The sequence below is a fragment of the Nocardia goodfellowii genome, assembly GCF_017875645.1.
Taxonomy (GTDB): Bacteria; Actinomycetota; Actinomycetes; order Mycobacteriales; family Mycobacteriaceae; genus Nocardia; species Nocardia goodfellowii.
The window spans coordinates 4,089,079-4,104,430 of the sequence record NZ_JAGGMR010000001.1; the positions used below are offsets into that span (position 1 = coordinate 4,089,079).

Sequence of the window (15,352 nt, forward strand, 5' to 3'; positions counted from 1 at the left end):
GCATAAAGGGTCCGCGCGAGCAGCCCTGGTTACTCGGGCTCGGTGACGAAGTCGATCAGCCGTTCCACCGCGCCGATCAAGGGCGCCTCCAGGTCGCGGAACGAATCCACGGCGTTGTAGACCCGCCGCCAGCCCTCCTGCGGAGTGCCCCAGCCGAGGCGGCGGCAGATACCGGTCTTCCAATCCTCGCCGCGCGGCACCGAGGGCCAGGCCTCGATACCGACGGCCGAAGGCCGCACCGCCTGCCAGACGTCGATGAACGGATGACCGGTGACCATGACGTAGGGGCCGAGACCGGTCGTCAGCTGGGTCTCCTTGGAGCCGGTGACCAGATGGTCGACGAGCACGCCCACCCGCTGACCGGGGCCGGGTTGGAATTCGGTGAGCCGTTGCGCGAGGTTGTCCAAACCCTCGAGATGTTCCACGACAACGCCTTCTACTCGCAGGTCGTGCCCCCAGACCCGTTCCACGAGCGCGGCGTCGTGCACGCCCTCGACCCAGATCCGGCTGCCGCGCGCCACTCGCGCGCGCAACCCCTCCACCCGGGTGGACCCGGACGCGGAGCGGGTGGGCTGCTTCGGCGCGACGGCGGCGGGCTTGATCAGTGTCACCGGCTTCCCGTCGATGAGGAAGGCGGCTTCGCGCAGCGCGAACAGCCGGACCGCGCCGCGCGCGTCCTCCAGTTTCACGAACTCACCGTCGTAGCTGCGGTCGAATCCGACTACCGCCCCGCAGAATCCGGTCGCCGCGTCTTCTACGACCAGATCGGGTTCGGCCGGCACGGCCGGTACCGCGCGTTTCTTGGCGCGGGAGTGTCCGGAGAAGATGTCGCCGCCGTAGATGTCGCGTCCGCTCACCCCGCTGAAGTTAGCACCGTCGCCCTTGCCTGCGGCGCGGCCGTCCTGCCATGTCGTGCGCGTGATGCGCCGATTCCACACGGACGCTTGGGGATTGGTCCTCGTCGCCGCGCGATATTGTCTTGCAATCTCGCGGGCTCCCGAGATCGATGGCGGCGCACTACAGTGGGGGTGTGGCGGCAATCGTTTGGCTGGTCGCGGGGATTCTGCTCGTGGCCGCCGAGATGCTCACCGGTGATCTGGTGCTGGTGATGCTGGGCCTCGCCGCGCTAGGCACAGCCGGGGTCAGCGCCGCCGTCGACACCCCGGTCGTCGCCGATGCCGTGATTTTCGGGGCGCTCTCGTTGTTGCTGCTGCTGGGATTGCGTCCGGTGCTGCGGCGCCGATTCGGAGCGCCGCCGCCGGTGTCGACGAATGTCGACGCGCTGCTGGGCCGGGAGGCCTTGGTGCTGGAGCAGGTCGGCGCGCACGCGGGCCTGATCAAGTTGGGCGGGGACACCTGGACGGCACGGCCGATGGATCCGGCCGACGTCTATGAGCCGGGTAGCACCGTGTGTGTCTGGAAGATCGACGGCGCCACCGCCGTCGTGTGGAAGGGGCCCTGAAATGGCTTTGCTCATCGTTGCCGCCGTCCTGGTCTTTCTGTTCGCGGTGATCGTGTTCAAATCGGTCGCGCTGGTGCCGCAGGCCGAGGCGGCCGTGATCGAGCGGCTCGGCCGGTATCAGCGCACCGTTTCCGGTCAGCTGACCTTCCTGGTGCCCTTCGCCGATCGCATCCGCGCCAAGGTCGACCTGCGCGAGCGGGTGGTGTCGTTCCCCCCGCAACCGGTGATCACCGAGGACAACCTGACGCTGCACATCGACACGGTGGTGTATTTCCAGGTCACCAGCCCGCAGGCGGCGGTCTACGAGATCAGCAACTACATCGCCGCGGTCGAGCAGCTCACGGTGACCACGCTGCGCAATGTGGTCGGCGGGATGACCCTCGAGCAGACGCTGACCTCGCGCGATCAGATCAACGGCCAGCTGCGCGGCGTGCTGGACGAAGCCACCGGGCGCTGGGGTCTGCGGGTGGCGCGAGTGGAGCTCAAGAGCATCGATCCGCCGGCCTCGATCCAGGAGTCGATGGAAAAGCAGATGAAGGCGGACCGGGAGAAGCGCGCGATGATCCTCACCGCCGAGGGCCAGCGCGAATCCTCGATCAAAACCGCCGAGGGTGCGAAGCAGGCACAGATCCTGTCCGCCGAAGGCGCCAAGCAGTCCTCGATCCTGGCGGCCGAGGGCGAGCGGCAGAGCCGGATCCTGCGCGCCCAGGGTGAACGCGCGGCCGCCTATCTCCAAGCTCAGGGTCAGGCCAAGGCCATCGAAAAGGTCTTCGCCGCAATCAAATCCGGCAAGCCGACCCCGGAATTGCTGGCCTACCAATACCTGCAGACGCTGCCGATGGTGGCGCGCGGCGACGCCAACAAAGTGTGGTTGGTGCCCAGCGATTTCGGCAAGGCGCTGGAGGGGTTCGCCAAGAGCTTCGGCACCCAGGGCGAAGACGGCGTATTCCGTTACGAGCCACCGGAATCGGACGGTTCGGAGACCAGGGTCGAGGACGATGCCGAGGTCGCCGACTGGTTCGATACCGCGCCCGACCCGGCCATCGAGAAGGCCGTGCGCGCCGCGGAAGCCACCGCGCGCGCCCCCGTCGAGGGCTACGGCGTTCCGCCCGAGCTCGCCGCGCAGGCCTCGCCGCATCAGCAGGTGCTGCCGCAGCAGGAAGACCAGCCGGAATTGACGAACAAGCCCCCGGCCGAGAAGTCCGCGGCGGGGGAGCGTCCGGGCCATGGACACCCGTGGCAGGCACCGGAAAACCACCGGCAGTAGACAGACCGGTCCGACCCGCCGGATCGCAGTGCGAGACAATGCGAATCAGAGGTTCGTGACGGATGTGAAGTAGCCCACGCATATTCGGCACGACGTTGGGTATAACGCCCCTCGGCTCAGGCCTCGATCTGAACCATTCGCATGAGGAAAGGGGCCGTTGGCCGATGCTCGACGAGCGGCGCGCGGAGCGCGGAGACCTCGACCGGCCGGTCGGCGTCGGATGGGACCGAGAGGCGACGCTGCTACTGGTCGAAGACGATCCGGCCGACGCGCTCCTGGTGGAGGAACTGGTCGCCGACGTCGGCCCCGGATTGCGGCTGGAATGGGCGCGTTCGCTGGCCGAGGCCGCTCAGCGCCTCACCGAGAGTTCCCCCGACTGCGTGCTGCTCGATCTACATCTGCCCGACGCACAGGGTCTGGAAGGGCTGGCCCGAGTGCGGGCCTGCGCCGATGAGGTCGCGGTGGTGGTGCTCACCGGCCTGGATCAGGAGCAGACGGGCTTGGCCGCGGTCGCCGCCGGGGCGCAGGACTACCTGGTCAAGGGCCGGGTGGAACCCGAATTGTTCGGCCGCGCGGTGCGCTATGCGATTCAGCGTAAGCAGGCGGAGCGGGCGACCGCCGAGCTGCGGGTCAGTCAGATGCGGGCGCGGGAGAACGCGCGCCTGGAACGCGGTCTGCTGCCGACCCCGTTGCTGCACGGCCCGCGCCGAGTCGACGTGGTCGCCCGGTACCGGCCCGGCCGCGCCCAGTCACTGCTCGGCGGGGACTTCTACGACGTGGTGCAGATGTCCGACGGCACCGTGCACGCGGTGATCGGCGACGTTTCCGGGCATGGTCCCGACGAGGCCGCCACCGGGGTGGCCCTGCGCCTGGCGTGGCGCACCCTCGTGCTCAGCGGCATCAGCGGCACCCGCCAGCTGGAACTGCTGGAGCAGATGCTGCTGGCCGAACGGACCGGGGAACAGACCTTCGTCACCGCGACGACCCTGGTGTTGTATCCGGATCAGCAGCGGGTGCGGATCATCCGGGCCGGGCATCCCGGTTTGCTCGTCTGTTCCGCCGACGGCGTGGACTGGCTCGAGGTGCCGGGTGGCCCGGCGCTCGGATTCCTTCCGGGACAGGCGGTTTGGACCACACACGACCTGCCGCTGCCCGTCGGCAACGGCTTGGTGCTGTTCACCGACGGCTTGTTCGAGGGCCGCATCGGGCCCGGCTCCGAGCGGCTGGGCGAAGAGGGACTGCTCGAGCTCGCGCGCCCGCTCGCCGACCGGGCGCCGGAGGACTTCGTCGATGAGCTCATCGACCGCGTCGAACTGGCCACCGGCGGCTGGGACGACGACCTCGCCGTCATGTATCTGCACTGGACAACAAGGAGTTCCGAGAACCGATGACACCGTCCCTCGAACGACCCCGCGGCGCCGGCCGGCTGACCGTGGAAGGCTGGTTCCAGGTGGTGCTGGCGTCGATGATCCTGTTGGCCGCGGTCGGCACCATCCTCGGTGCGCAGGTGATCAAGGACACCAACCGCGCCAGCGATCGGCTGCTGAACAAATCTCTGCCCGCCGCCGCCGAGACCTACCGTCTGCAGAGCGCGCTCCTGGATCAGGAAACCGGCCTGCGCGGCTTCGCCATCGCCGGCGACCGCGCGTTGCTGACCCCCTATACCGAGGGCAAGATCACCGAGGCGGCCGCGATAGCGCGGCTGCGTGAACTGCTCGCGGGCCGGGACAAGTTGCTGGCGGACCTGGACGCGGTGCAGAGCACCGCGCAGAGCTGGCGCGACGACTACGCGGAACCCGTGGTCGGCACCGCGGCCGTCGGTCCGTTCTTCGCGCCGAATGTGGTGCGCGGCAAGGAGATCTTCGATGCGCTGCGCACCCGGTTCGTCATCCAGAACGCCGATCTCGATGCCGCGATCGAGCAGGATCGCGCCGAGCTCGCGGATACCCGCCGGGTCCGCGACACCGTGCTGGGCGGCATCGTCGGGGGGTTCGTTCTGCTCGGTGTGGTGATGCTGATCCTGGTGCGCCGCCTGGTCGCGCGCCCGCTGAAGTATCTGGAAGACGCCTCCGCCCGGGTCTCCGCCGGTGAATTCGACCATCACATCACCGTCCGCGGCCCCGCCGACCTGGCGACCGTCGCGCGGTCGGTCGAGGCGATGCGCCGGCGGATCGTCGCGGAGCTGGCCGCCTCGCGCGGCCAGGAAGCCGTCCTGGCGCAGCAGGCCACGGATCTGGACGCGCAGACCGTCGAACTGCGCCGGTCCAACGCCGAGCTGGAGCAGTTCGCCTATGTCGCCTCACACGACCTGCAGGAGCCGCTACGCAAGGTGGCGTCCTTCTGCCAGCTGCTGGAGAAACGCTACGGCGATCAGCTCGACGACCGCGGCAAGCAGTACATCGACTACGCCGTCGACGGTGCGAAGCGCATGCAGGTGCTGATCAACGATCTGCTCACCTTCTCCCGCGTCGGCCGGGTGAACGACAGCAATGTGCCCACCGACCTCGGCCAGACCTTGGACAAGGCGCTGAGCAACCTGGCCACGGTGATCGAGGACACGGACGCGCGCATCGAGCGGCCGGAGGAACTGCCCGAGATCGCCGGCGATCCCACGCTGCTCACCATGCTGTGGCAGAACCTGATCGGCAACGCCATCAAATTCCGCCGGCCCGAGCAGGCGCCGGTGATTCGCATCGAATGCGCGGCCGGCCCGGCCGAGTCCGGGGGCTGGGAGTTCACCGTCACCGACAACGGCATCGGCATCGCACCGGAGTTCGCCGACAAGGTGTTCGTGATCTTCCAGCGGCTGCACAGCCGGGACGAGTACAGCGGCACCGGTATCGGTCTGGCACTGTGTAAGAAGATCGTCGAGTTCCACGGCGGCACGATCCGAATCGACACCGGATACACCGAAGGCACGCGGTTCTGCTTCACGCTGAACCCGGCTGTCATCGAGGAACCAGCTGTCATCGACCAAGGAGTACCCGCATGAGTCTGCCCGGCCGCCCCATCGACATCTTGCTGGTCGAGGATGATCCCGGCGACGAGCTGATGACCCGGGAAGCCTTCGAGGACAACAAGATCGGCAACACCCTGCACGTCGCACACGACGGGCAGGAGGCGCTGGATTTCCTTTATCGGCAGGGTGAGTTCGCCGACGCGCCGCAGCCGGACCTCATCCTGCTGGATCTGAACCTGCCCAGGTACGACGGGCGGCAGGTGCTCGAGAAGATCAAGTCCGATCCTGATCTGAGCCATATTCCGGTGGTGGTGCTCACCACATCGGCCGCGGAGGAGGACATCCTGCGCAGCTACCGTTTGCATGCGAACGCCTACGTGACGAAGCCGGTCGACCTGGACCAGTTCGTCGCCGCCATCAAGCAGATCGACGACTTCTTCGTCCAGGTCGTCCGGCTTCCGCCACGGTGACCTAGCTGGCGGTGGGCTCGCCCACCGCCAGCGCCTCAGCGAGCGAATCGAAGACCGCCAGCATCTGGTCCAGCCCGGTCAGCTCCATCGGCCGCCGCGCCGCGTCGGTCGCGACGATCCGCAAATCGGTGCTCGGGTACGACCGGGACGCGCCGAGCAACACGCTCAAGCCCGCGGAACCGAGGAACCCGACATCCGACATGTCGACGACAACCGTCGTCGGGGACTTACGCAACACTTCGTTCAGCCCGGCCTCCAGCTGCGGCGCGGACGCCATATCGATCTCACCGCGCACCGCCACGATCACCGTGGCCGCCTCGGTCCGCGATCCGATCTCCAGCGACCCCGGGCCACTTTCAGCACTCACTGTCCACCTCCTGTGACGCGTAACTCCGCGGTGAACTTACCCCATCGCGCCTACCCTAATCGTCAACAGTCACAGTGCTCCAGCGCCTTCCCTCGAGCGTTCGGTCCATGATCACCATGCGAGGTATGGCTGCCGCGGAATCGGGTATGCCTCCCTCGAGCAGGGAGGTGAACCATGACGAATATCCACCGACCAGCGCCTTTGGACCTGATTTTCCCCGCCGAGCCGACCCGGCTGGCCGAGGCCCGCCGTGCGCTTCGAGAATGGCTGGCAGACCGCGCTGTCGATTCCGACCAGGCCTACAACATCCTGGCCGCCACCGACGAGGCCTGTGCCAATGCCATCGAACACGGCTGCCGTGACCGTCAGGACGGCTCGGTGCGTCTGCGCGTCTGCGCCGACGCGGACTATCTGCGGGTCACCGTGCGTGACAATGGCCACTGGAAGCCGCCGACCCCCCAGCACGACAACTATCGGGGCCGGGGCCTGAACATGATGCGGGCGTTGATGGATCAGGTCAACGTGCAGCCCACGCGTGACGGCACCGTTGTCGATATGCACACCAAGCTATCGACAACGGCGCGGCGCACCGCCGACAACCGCGGTCTGGTTTCGCACTGAGACTCAGTCGGCAGGGTCCCGTGGTCGCGGTCGCGGGCCGATGGCGTCCAGGAGGGCGTTGACATCGTCACCGAAGCCGTTGCCGACTTGTTTCGGAGTTTTGTTGGGGAAGCGTTTGGTGACGTGTTCCTCCGCGGCTGAGCCCTCCAGGACATAAACCGGTTCCGGTTTGTTCTGCAATGGCCGCACCACGTCGTCGAGGTGCTGTTTACGGCTGTCCAGAAAAGGCCCGATGACGTCCTCGCCGGCTGGGCAAACGGCCATGCAGTAGCCGGCTTTGTAGTTCGGTTTGAAGGACAGGCTCTGCCACATCGAGAACGATTCGCCGCGGGTGACCCGCTCGTTGTACTCGGCGCGGTTGTCGCTGTCGGCGATCGTCTCGGCCCAGTCGGTGAAGCCGCCCATGAATTCCCGGTAGTTGTGCGTGTAGCACGCCTGGAAATCGAAATTGTTCTCCATGATCGCGCCGACCGGGCAGGCGGAGACGCAGAGTTTGCATTCCAGGCAGGGGTTGTAATCCAGCGGGGCGGTGGGCTCGTCGATCACCGCGTCGGTGACCACGGTTCCGAGCAGAATGAAATTGCCGAACTTGGGGTGGATTACGTTGCGATGTATCCCCATAACACCCAAACCGGCGGCCTGCGCGATCACCTTGTGCTCGAGCACCCAGATGCGGCCGGGGAATTGGTCGACCTCCATCGGATAGCCGGGCGCGGGATAGACCGCGCGATAGCCCGCGTCCTGTAGGGCGCGGGTGATCCGGCGGGACACCTCGTTGGTGTCGTCGTCGGCATGGTTGAACTCGGCATTGGCGAGACTGCGCTGCGGGGCGCGCAGGTTGTCGCGGTTCATCCGGACACAGAACGCGATGTAAGTCGTTGCGCTGGGCAGAATTCCGCGTGCGTGCTCCAGTTCCGCGGCCACGCTCGGATCCGTCGCCGCGACGAAACCCACGTCGTCCGCGCCCGCTTCGAGGCAGATCTCGCGCAGCCGCGCGGCCGCCAGCACCGGCGCCGGTGCGGCCCGCTCGCGTTCACGCATCTTGACGACGGTGGGATGGTCTGCCAGCCGCCGCTGACCCGTTGGTTCGTTGTCCTGTATTGACATCGGCCCTCCTGGTATCGCTGAAACCGATCCGGTCTCCCTTGATAAGACCGGTCGGCGGCCCGAAAGTCATCGGAACGAATCCTTTTGCCGCGGAGAGTGTGTGGCGCCGATCTTGCCCCGGTGCGCGGCCCGATTGGTAATACTGGGTGCGGCCTGCGAATCGGAGGACGATGGGGAGTAGACGGGCACTTCTGCGAACCGGCGCGATACTGCCGTTCGCGGCGGCGTGCGCACCGGAAGTGCTCGGGCGCTCGCGTGCGGTGCGCATCGCGGTGTCGTGGAGCGGATCCGAGCTCTCGGCGTTCCAGCGCGTACTGGACACGGTCGCCGCCGGACTCGCGGTCGAGGTGATCCCGCTGGGTGACGATATCGAGACGGCCTTCACCGCCGGCGGGCGGTCGGCGCCGGACATCGTGATGCTGCCGCGGGCGGGGCGGGTGCGCGAACTGGCCGAGCAGGGCAAACTCGCGCCGGTTCAGGACTACCTGTGGTACGAAATCCTCGGGAGTGGGAAGCCCTACCCGGACTATTGGCGAAACCTGCTGGGATACAAGGAAAAACTGTACGGTGTGCCGTTCAAGGCGGCCGACAAATCATTGGTCTGGTACGACCGCGATCTGGTCGAGAAGTACCGCCTCGGTGATCCGCCGAGCTGGACGCTGCCGCAATGGAAAGAGCGCATGGCGCGGTTGTCGGGCGAGCCGACGCGTCTGCTCGCGCTGGCGGGGGCCGATGGGTGGGTGCTGACCGATCTGTTCGAGAACCTGCTGATGGCGGTCGATCCGAAAAGTTATGTGCAACTGGCCGATTCGAAACCGCCTCGCGAGTGGAGCGGGTCCGCCGTGCGCACGGCGCTCACGCATTTCGCCGATCTCTGCGCGGACCAGCGCGTCTTCCCCGGCGGCATCGGCGCTGCCCTCACCCGCGACTTTCCGGCCGCCGTGCACGAGGTATTCGAAAGGCAGGCAGCGGTATTGGTGGTCGCGCCCGATTTCGCGGAACCGATCGTCTGGCGCAGCCTCAAACGCGTGGGGCGGGACAAGAAGGCGATCGGTGTCGCACGGTTTCCCGCGGCCGACGCGGGCGGTCAGCGTCCGCAGATCGTCGGTGGCGATGTCATCGTGGTGACGAAGGACGCCAGTGCCGGCGCCGCGAAGGTGGTCGAGAAGCTGGCTTTACCGCAGGCTCCGGCGGCGTGGATCAAGCGGGAGGGCGGGTTCCTCGCCGCCAATCTGTGGACCGAGGCGCAGTATTCGGAGGATCTGCGCCGGGCGGCGCGAATCATGCGCGAGCGGAGCACCGATGCGCTGAATCCCGTCGACCTGTCGGACCGGATCGGCGCGGTCGGCGGCCGAAATGGTTTGTGGCGCGTGCTCACCGAATTCCTGGTCGCGGTGGTGAACATTCCCCCGGCAGACCGCGACCGGATCGGTGCCGCGGTCACCGACGCGATCGCGAAGCTGACCGAACTGGAGCGGCGGCGATGACCCGATCGCACGAACTGACAATTCACGGGCTGGAGTTGGAGCTCGCGCCCCGCCGAATGCGCGGAACCCTCGTCCCCGGACGACCGCCTCGCCGCTGGCCCATCTGGTTGGCGTTCGCGGTGGTGTTCGTCTTCCTCGCGGGATTGCTGTGGGCGTTCGGGATGACGGTGTGGACGGCTTATGCCGCACATCCGCGAGTGATTCCGGGGTGTCTGCTGGCAGGGCTCGGCGTGGTGATCTCGATCGAATCGTGGAGTGGGAGCGGCCGCGGCAGTGGGGGCAACAGCGGCGGCAACAGTACCAGTGGCGACAGTGGGGGCAGTGAGAGCGGATCCGGCGGGCAGACTGAATCCGGCGGCAGTGGGAGCGAGACCGGCGGCGGCAACGAACGCTCATGGCGGGTTGGGGCAGGCCGCGCGGCGGTGCGGTTATGTGGTGCGCTGCTCGTCGCGGCGGGTGTTCTGCTCGTCGCGTCGGAACTGCGCAAACCGGTCATGCTGGTCTACCTGGGCACGGTGGGATTCGCCGGGGCCGGCTATCTGCTGGTGGTGAATCTCGGCTTGCTGGTGGCGTGGTGGACTCGGGGGATGCGGTGGGCGTGGCGCCCGTTGCTGGTGACCTTCGGCATCTCGACCCTGGTGTCCGGTGTGGCTTTCCGGCTGATCTTCCAGGAGCTCGGCGAGTGGCTGGTGCTCGATCGCCTCTGGCAGTACCAGCTGCTGTTCTTCCTGATGGGGCTGTCGGCTTTCGTGTGGACGTGGCTCGGCTTCGCGGTGGGCGTGTTCCGGGCGGGCGTGCGCGCCCTCGAAGCCAATCCGGCGTTCGGCGGTGACCTGCCGGCGATCGACAAGCTGGTGCCGCCGTGGCGCACGTTTCATCAGCGGCTGCGTCCGGTCCGGCTGGTGGTCAGCCTGGTGGTGCTGGTGGCCGCGGGCCGGGTCTTCGACGCGGTGCTCATCGGTGTGCCCGGTTCCCTGCAGGACCGGGTGCAGTCGGCGACGGTGCAGTGGTGGCGGCTGGCCACCGAGGGCGAACCCGGTGCGGCGGCCGCGCAGTCGCTGCCGCTGGTGGTGTTCGTCGGGTGTGTCGCGTGGTGGGCGCAGCGGCCGATCCACACCCAAGATCGGAGTCTCACGGCGATCCCCGAGCCGGGCCGGGAGGTGCCGCGCGAGGCCCGGTCCTTACCCGCCCGGGCCACGATGGGACTCGTGCTGGGCCTGGGCGCGCTCACGCCGATCGGCGTGCTCGTCTGGGCGAGTGCGAACGGGCCGCAGGGTCTCGGGGTGGCGACGCTGGTCGAGACGCTGTCCGATGACGCGCTGCGGCGGGCACTGATGACCACGGCGGAAGTGGCGGTGGTGGCCACGCTGACGGTGGTCGGGTTGGCGGTGCCGGTGGCGTATCAGCTGGCGGCGTGGTCGCCGTCCCACACGCTGTATTGGCGCGCGACCATGGTGGTGCTGGTCGTGCTGGCGGTGCTGCCGGTGCAGAGCTACCTCGGCAGTCTCGACCAATTCTTCGACGACAGTGGGCTTTCCGGCACTCGGCTGCCGCTGATGACGGTGCATGTGGCGGCCGGGTTGCCGATCTCGATCCTCATCCTGCGCGGTGCGCTGCTGTCTCCGTCCGGTAGTCGCGAAGCGGATGTTCTGCACGGACTGGGGGTGCGCGCACCGACCCTGGGGCGGATCTGGCGGGCGGCGGGCCCGGCGCTGATCGCGGTGGCGGTCCTGGAGTTCGTGCAGGTGTGGAACGACTTCGTCGTCGGGCTGATCGTCAACGGCGCGGGCGCGAGCCCCTGGTCGCTGCTGCTGTGGGGTGAGGCGCGCCAATTCAGCGAGAACACCGGGCAATTGGCGGCCGGGGCACTGCTGTCGTCCTTGGCTCCGGTCGCGCTGGTACTGCTCACGTGGCGACGCTGGCTGCTGCCGGGTCTGATCGGCAAGGTGCTGTGATGGAGCGACCTGCCGACGCCACGCCCGCGATCGGAGCCGGGCGTTCCCCCATCACCGAAGGATTGGCGGTCTCCGCCGCGGTGGGCGTCAGCGGCGCGGCGAAGATCTTCGGCGACTGGATGGTCGACTCGGTCGGCAAGAGCCCGGCGTTCGTGTTCCTGGGCCAGCTGCTGAGCTGGCTGTGGTGGGTGCTCCCGCTGCTCGGGGCGGGCTGGTGGTTGTACGCGTTCGTCACCGACCGGCGCGAACGTAGCCGGGTGGCAAGGGAATTGGAGTTGATCGAGCAGTTGGTGCCGCCCGGGCCTGCGGTCAGTATGTCCGGGGGTCACCAATGTCCGTCGGCACCTGATCTGATCTTTGAAGAAATGGACCAGCTGTGCCTAACGATGGCACGACTGCTGCATACGCTTCCCCTTCGTGAGTACGACAGCGCGGCGCTCTTGGCGATGGTCGGCGCTGTCGTAGAGGTTTTGCCGCGAGTCGACGTGCAACCTCGAGCGACGCCTCAGAATTCGATACCTGCCGTGACAGCGAAGTACGTCTTGGATCGCCTCGTCACGGCGCATGTACTACGTCCGGGTGGCCCGCACGGCTATTGCGTCCACAAGGGTCTGTGGTCGGCGCAGTTGCCGAGTAGCCAGTCATCGGTCCAGGAGAGCATCGAGCAGATGCGGAATGTCGCGGTTTCGGTGCTCCTCGAGTACTGGGCGCAGGTTACCGGCCGATGGGCGATCGCGCTGGGCACTCAGGAGCTCGCGGTTGGTGCCCGGCGTTGGTTCGAGGGTCATCACGGCTATCTGCTAGAGCTGGTCGGGGCGTTCGCGAGATTCGATCCGCTTCCCTATGACGCGGTTCCGTCCCTGGCACGGCTGGTAGACGCGCTCGATGTGTGGAATGCGGCCCTCGGCAAAGAGGAATTCGAGACACAGATCGAAAGCTTCGTCCCGAGGCCGGTGAACTTCCTGGATCAACTAGCCGAGAAGAACTATGTATGGATGCGCGCGGGTCGGCTCAACGAGCGGCCACGGTTCTACAACACACGAGCGCTGGCCCCTGGTAACGAGGCTCGAAAGCTACACCGCGAAGCCCTCGATCAAATCGGCACCGACACCTGCAATTGGGAACAGACGGTGGAGAAGCTCGAGAAGGCGTGGTGGCGGCTGCCGCGCAAAGATCTGGCCGGAGAGGTCTGCATCGCGATCAATCTGGCGATCGCCCACATCGTGCAGGGCCGTTTCGAGGCCGCCGCGGCACAAATCGAACTAGCCGAAACCCTCGCTCGCCGCGGCGATCCCGGTGGGCTCGCGCACGTCTTCGAGATCTACGGAGCGCTGTACTGGGCGCGAGGGGAGGAGCGCCGGGCCTTTACTGCATGGCAGTACGCCCTGGAGCAGTACCGCGCGCTGGCGGATGATCTCGGCGCCGGACGGTGCCAGCAGCACATCGGTCGCGCGCTGCTGGCTGCCCCGCGATACGCGGGCGTACTGATGGAACCTGAACCGGGCACCGAGTTGACTGAGGACAATGTGCGCAGCCACGCGCACGCCCGACTGGACGAGGCCTCCGCGCTGCGTTCCCGGCCCCCTGACGCGTCGCCGACCGGATCACCGCCGCCGTGATAGTTCAGAGCCCTTCGGCCGAGTCGGCACACCACCGAAATTGGATCGGCGGCACGATATCTCGCTTTGCCACACATGACGAGCACGCCATCACGGAAACGGATGGTGATGAACGTCGGCGCGCGCTGCCGGGCGCCGGTAAACCGGACCACCATGCGGTGGCGCGGGATTGTCGCCAGCTCTCCCGCACCGCCGCATGGTGATCATTCAATCAGCTGTCGCGCGGCGCGTGGGCGGCTGACACTCGGGGCCTATTTGCTGCACATGCGCGGGTCGCTCACAAGACACCTCGGTGTATCAGTACCCAGGGCACGGACCTCTCCACGATATCGTCCCAGACAGTGCTTGAACAGCCTGTCCCCACTCTGGAGATCACGAATTCACTTGCGCCTCTGGCGAACACGCTGCGCAACTTTGCGTTCGCAGGCATGCTTGAAGAGGGTGGCAACGGGCGGGCAGGATGGTGGTCGAGGTGGACGACGCTGCGATGGACGCGTACTCCCGCACGGTGATCGAGGTCGCGGGGTCGGTGACCCCGCATGTGGCCAGCGTGCGGACCCGGCGGGGGAGCGGATCGGCGGTGGTGTTCACCGATGACGGATTCCTGCTCACCAACGCGCACGTGGTCGGGTCGTCCTCGGGCGGCGAGGTGGTGTTCGCCGACGGTGTCGAATCCCGGTTCGACGTGGTCGGTATCGATCCGCTGTCGGATCTCGCCGTGCTGCGTGCCCGCGGTGGTGCGCCCGGCGCGGTGCGTCTCGGTGACGCCGACAAACTCGTGGTCGGGCAATTGGTTGTCGCGGTGGGCAATCCGCTGGGGTTGGCGGGTTCGGTCACCGCGGGCGTGGTCAGCGCGCTGGGCCGGGCGGTCCCGGTCGCCTCCCGCCGCGCGGGCCGCGTCATCGAGGACGTCATCCAGACCGACGCCGCCCTGAATCCGGGCAATTCCGGTGGGGCGCTTGCCAATTCGGCCGGACTGGTGGTCGGCATCAACACCGCCGTCGCGGGTATCGGTGTGGGCCTGGCGATTCCGATCAACGCCACCACCCGCCGCATCATCGGCACACTGCACAGCGACGGCCGAGTACGCCGCGCCTACCTCGGCCTGGTCGGGGTCCCCGCCCCGCTCCCCGCCGCCATCGCCACCCGCACCGGCCAGCGCGCCGGCGTGCGCATCATGGAGGTCGTCCGTGGTGGCCCGGCCGAACAGGGCGGCCTGCGCCGCGGCGACCTGGTGCTCAGCGTCGCCCGCGCCCAGGTCCACGACGCCCAGGGCATCCAGCGCCAGCTCTTCGGCGACGCCATCGGCAAACCGATGCCCGTGACGGTATTGCGCAACGGCGCGATGGTCGACGTCTTCGCGATCCCGATCGAACTGACGGTGGATTAGCGACTACAGCACCAGATTGCGCAGCCGTTCCCAGTCGAGGTGAATGCGGATCGGCAGGTCTACGGCGCTGTCCCCGTCTTTGAGTTCGCGGACGAATTTGTATTGCCCCGCCGCGTGGTCGAGCGCGTACAACTCGATGCCGTTGACGTCGTTATCGGCGAGGGTCACGATCCAATACCACGGAATTCCGGCGTCGGCGTACTCGGCCATCTTGTCGACACGGTCTGTCTTGGTGTGGCGGGGCGAAACTACCTCGACGATGACTTTGAGGAAGCGGGCCGGGAGCGGTCGCAATTCGTCAGGGGCACACTCGAACAGCGCCGCGTCGGGACTGCGGATCGTTGTGCTCGGAACCTCCCAGAGAACGACGTCGAAATCGCCCGAAACGTCGAGACAATCCTCAGGGTTGGCGCGTAAGTAGTCGCGTGCGGCGTCTTCGAGCATATTGACCAATACACGCGCCGCTTTTTGGTGCGCCCTCGTCGGTTCCGCGCAGCGCACAGCGTTGCCGTCCACTACCTCTACCAGGCGACAGAAATCTTCGGGAAGCTTCCGCCAGATTTCGACGGTGATCGGCTCTGGCTGAAGGTTGCCGGAGTTGGCCCAGTCGTAGATGGCGGTCACGCCGTGAAGGATACCTAATCGTCG

Annotated in this window: 14 protein-coding genes; 10 read left to right on the plus strand and 4 right to left on the minus strand. The window is 67.1% G+C overall.

The window, feature by feature from the left end:
- Positions 1–29 precede the first annotated feature (29 nt).
- Complete coding sequence (locus BJ987_RS18740) at positions 30–857, minus strand: DUF3097 domain-containing protein (RefSeq protein ID WP_209891625.1); 828 nt, start codon at positions 855–857, stop codon at positions 30–32.
- Between the two features lie 173 nt (positions 858–1,030).
- Between BJ987_RS18740 and BJ987_RS18745 the strand changes: the two genes are divergently transcribed.
- From BJ987_RS18745 to BJ987_RS18765, 5 genes are all read left to right on the plus strand, one after another.
- Positions 1,031–1,462 carry an NfeD family protein gene (locus BJ987_RS18745; RefSeq protein WP_209891627.1) on the plus strand — a complete coding sequence of 144 codons (432 nt, stop codon included), beginning with the start codon at positions 1,031–1,033 and terminating at the stop codon, positions 1,460–1,462.
- Between the two features lies 1 nt (position 1,463).
- Positions 1,464–2,729, plus strand: a complete 1,266-nt coding sequence (locus tag BJ987_RS18750; RefSeq protein WP_209891630.1) for an SPFH domain-containing protein — start codon at positions 1,464–1,466, stop codon at positions 2,727–2,729.
- Positions 2,730–2,893: 164 nt separating this feature from the next.
- Positions 2,894–4,120, plus strand: a complete 1,227-nt coding sequence (locus BJ987_RS18755) for a PP2C family protein-serine/threonine phosphatase (protein WP_209891632.1) — start codon at positions 2,894–2,896, stop codon at positions 4,118–4,120.
- Positions 4,117–5,721 (plus strand): sensor histidine kinase, encoded by a 1,605-nt coding sequence (locus BJ987_RS18760; protein ID WP_209891635.1) that lies wholly within the window; start codon positions 4,117–4,119, stop codon positions 5,719–5,721. Before BJ987_RS18755 ends, BJ987_RS18760 begins: the two co-directional genes overlap by 4 nt.
- Positions 5,718–6,158 (plus strand): response regulator, encoded by a 441-nt coding sequence (locus tag BJ987_RS18765; protein ID WP_209891640.1) that lies wholly within the window; start codon positions 5,718–5,720, stop codon positions 6,156–6,158. The genes BJ987_RS18760 and BJ987_RS18765 overlap by 4 nt, the downstream gene beginning before the upstream one ends.
- A 1-nt stretch (position 6,159) precedes the next feature.
- On the opposite strand, the gene BJ987_RS18770 is transcribed toward BJ987_RS18765, so the two are convergent.
- Positions 6,160–6,525 carry an STAS domain-containing protein gene (locus BJ987_RS18770; RefSeq protein ID WP_209891643.1) on the minus strand — a complete coding sequence of 122 codons (366 nt, stop codon included), beginning with the start codon at positions 6,523–6,525 and terminating at the stop codon, positions 6,160–6,162.
- Between the two features lie 174 nt (positions 6,526–6,699).
- Here BJ987_RS18770 and BJ987_RS18775 point away from each other — a divergent pair, with 174 nt between their 5' ends.
- Entirely contained in the window at positions 6,700–7,146 is a 447-nt protein-coding gene (locus BJ987_RS18775) for an ATP-binding protein (protein WP_209891645.1), read from the plus strand.
- 3 nt (positions 7,147–7,149) lie between these two features.
- Here BJ987_RS18775 and BJ987_RS18780 read toward each other — a convergent pair whose 3' ends face one another.
- Entirely contained in the window at positions 7,150–8,253 is a 1,104-nt protein-coding gene (locus BJ987_RS18780; protein ID WP_209891648.1) for a 4Fe-4S binding protein, read from the minus strand.
- A gap of 170 nt (positions 8,254–8,423) precedes the next feature.
- On the opposite strand from BJ987_RS18780, the gene BJ987_RS18785 reads away from it, so the two are divergent.
- The 4 genes from BJ987_RS18785 (at position 8,424) to BJ987_RS18800 (ending at position 14,704) form a co-directional block, all read left to right on the plus strand.
- The gene (locus BJ987_RS18785) at positions 8,424–9,740 is read left to right on the plus strand and encodes an ABC transporter substrate-binding protein (protein WP_209891651.1); all 1,317 of its coding nucleotides are present in this window, start codon (positions 8,424–8,426) and stop codon (positions 9,738–9,740) included.
- Positions 9,737–11,695, plus strand: a complete 1,959-nt coding sequence (locus BJ987_RS18790) for an ABC transporter permease family protein (protein WP_209891655.1) — start codon at positions 9,737–9,739, stop codon at positions 11,693–11,695. Before BJ987_RS18785 ends, BJ987_RS18790 begins: the two co-directional genes overlap by 4 nt.
- Positions 11,695–13,314: a hypothetical protein gene (locus BJ987_RS18795; protein WP_209891658.1), complete on the plus strand. Its 1,620-nt coding sequence runs from the start codon at positions 11,695–11,697 to the stop codon at positions 13,312–13,314. The genes BJ987_RS18790 and BJ987_RS18795 overlap by 1 nt, the downstream gene beginning before the upstream one ends.
- Before the next feature lie 460 nt (positions 13,315–13,774).
- Positions 13,775–14,704, plus strand: a complete 930-nt coding sequence (locus BJ987_RS18800; protein WP_209891661.1) for a S1C family serine protease — start codon at positions 13,775–13,777, stop codon at positions 14,702–14,704.
- 3 nt (positions 14,705–14,707) lie between these two features.
- Here BJ987_RS18800 and BJ987_RS18805 read toward each other — a convergent pair whose 3' ends face one another.
- Positions 14,708–15,328 (minus strand): Uma2 family endonuclease, encoded by a 621-nt coding sequence (locus BJ987_RS18805; protein WP_209891664.1) that lies wholly within the window; start codon positions 15,326–15,328, stop codon positions 14,708–14,710.
- Positions 15,329–15,352: the final 24 nt, after the last annotated feature.

What these genes read in the sequence shown, in the direction of transcription:
- BJ987_RS18775 (WP_209891645.1), top strand. Translation starts at nt 6,700, where the DNA reads ATGACGAATATCCACCGACCAGCGCCTTTGGACCTGATTTTCCCCGCC.
- BJ987_RS18765 (WP_209891640.1), top strand. Translation starts at nt 5,718, where the DNA reads ATGAGTCTGCCCGGCCGCCCCATCGACATCTTGCTGGTCGAGGATGAT.
- BJ987_RS18790 (WP_209891655.1), top strand. Translation starts at nt 9,737, where the DNA reads ATGACCCGATCGCACGAACTGACAATTCACGGGCTGGAGTTGGAGCTC.
- BJ987_RS18795 (WP_209891658.1), top strand. Translation starts at nt 11,695, where the DNA reads ATGGAGCGACCTGCCGACGCCACGCCCGCGATCGGAGCCGGGCGTTCC.
- BJ987_RS18760 (WP_209891635.1), top strand. Translation starts at nt 4,117, where the DNA reads ATGACACCGTCCCTCGAACGACCCCGCGGCGCCGGCCGGCTGACCGTG.
- BJ987_RS18785 (WP_209891651.1), top strand. Translation starts at nt 8,424, where the DNA reads ATGGGGAGTAGACGGGCACTTCTGCGAACCGGCGCGATACTGCCGTTC.
- BJ987_RS18750 (WP_209891630.1), top strand. Translation starts at nt 1,464, where the DNA reads ATGGCTTTGCTCATCGTTGCCGCCGTCCTGGTCTTTCTGTTCGCGGTG.
- BJ987_RS18780 (WP_209891648.1), bottom strand. Translation starts at nt 8,253, where the DNA reads ATGTCAATACAGGACAACGAACCAACGGGTCAGCGGCGGCTGGCAGAC.
- BJ987_RS18755 (WP_209891632.1), top strand. Translation starts at nt 2,894, where the DNA reads ATGCTCGACGAGCGGCGCGCGGAGCGCGGAGACCTCGACCGGCCGGTC.
- BJ987_RS18800 (WP_209891661.1), top strand. Translation starts at nt 13,775, where the DNA reads ATGGTGGTCGAGGTGGACGACGCTGCGATGGACGCGTACTCCCGCACG.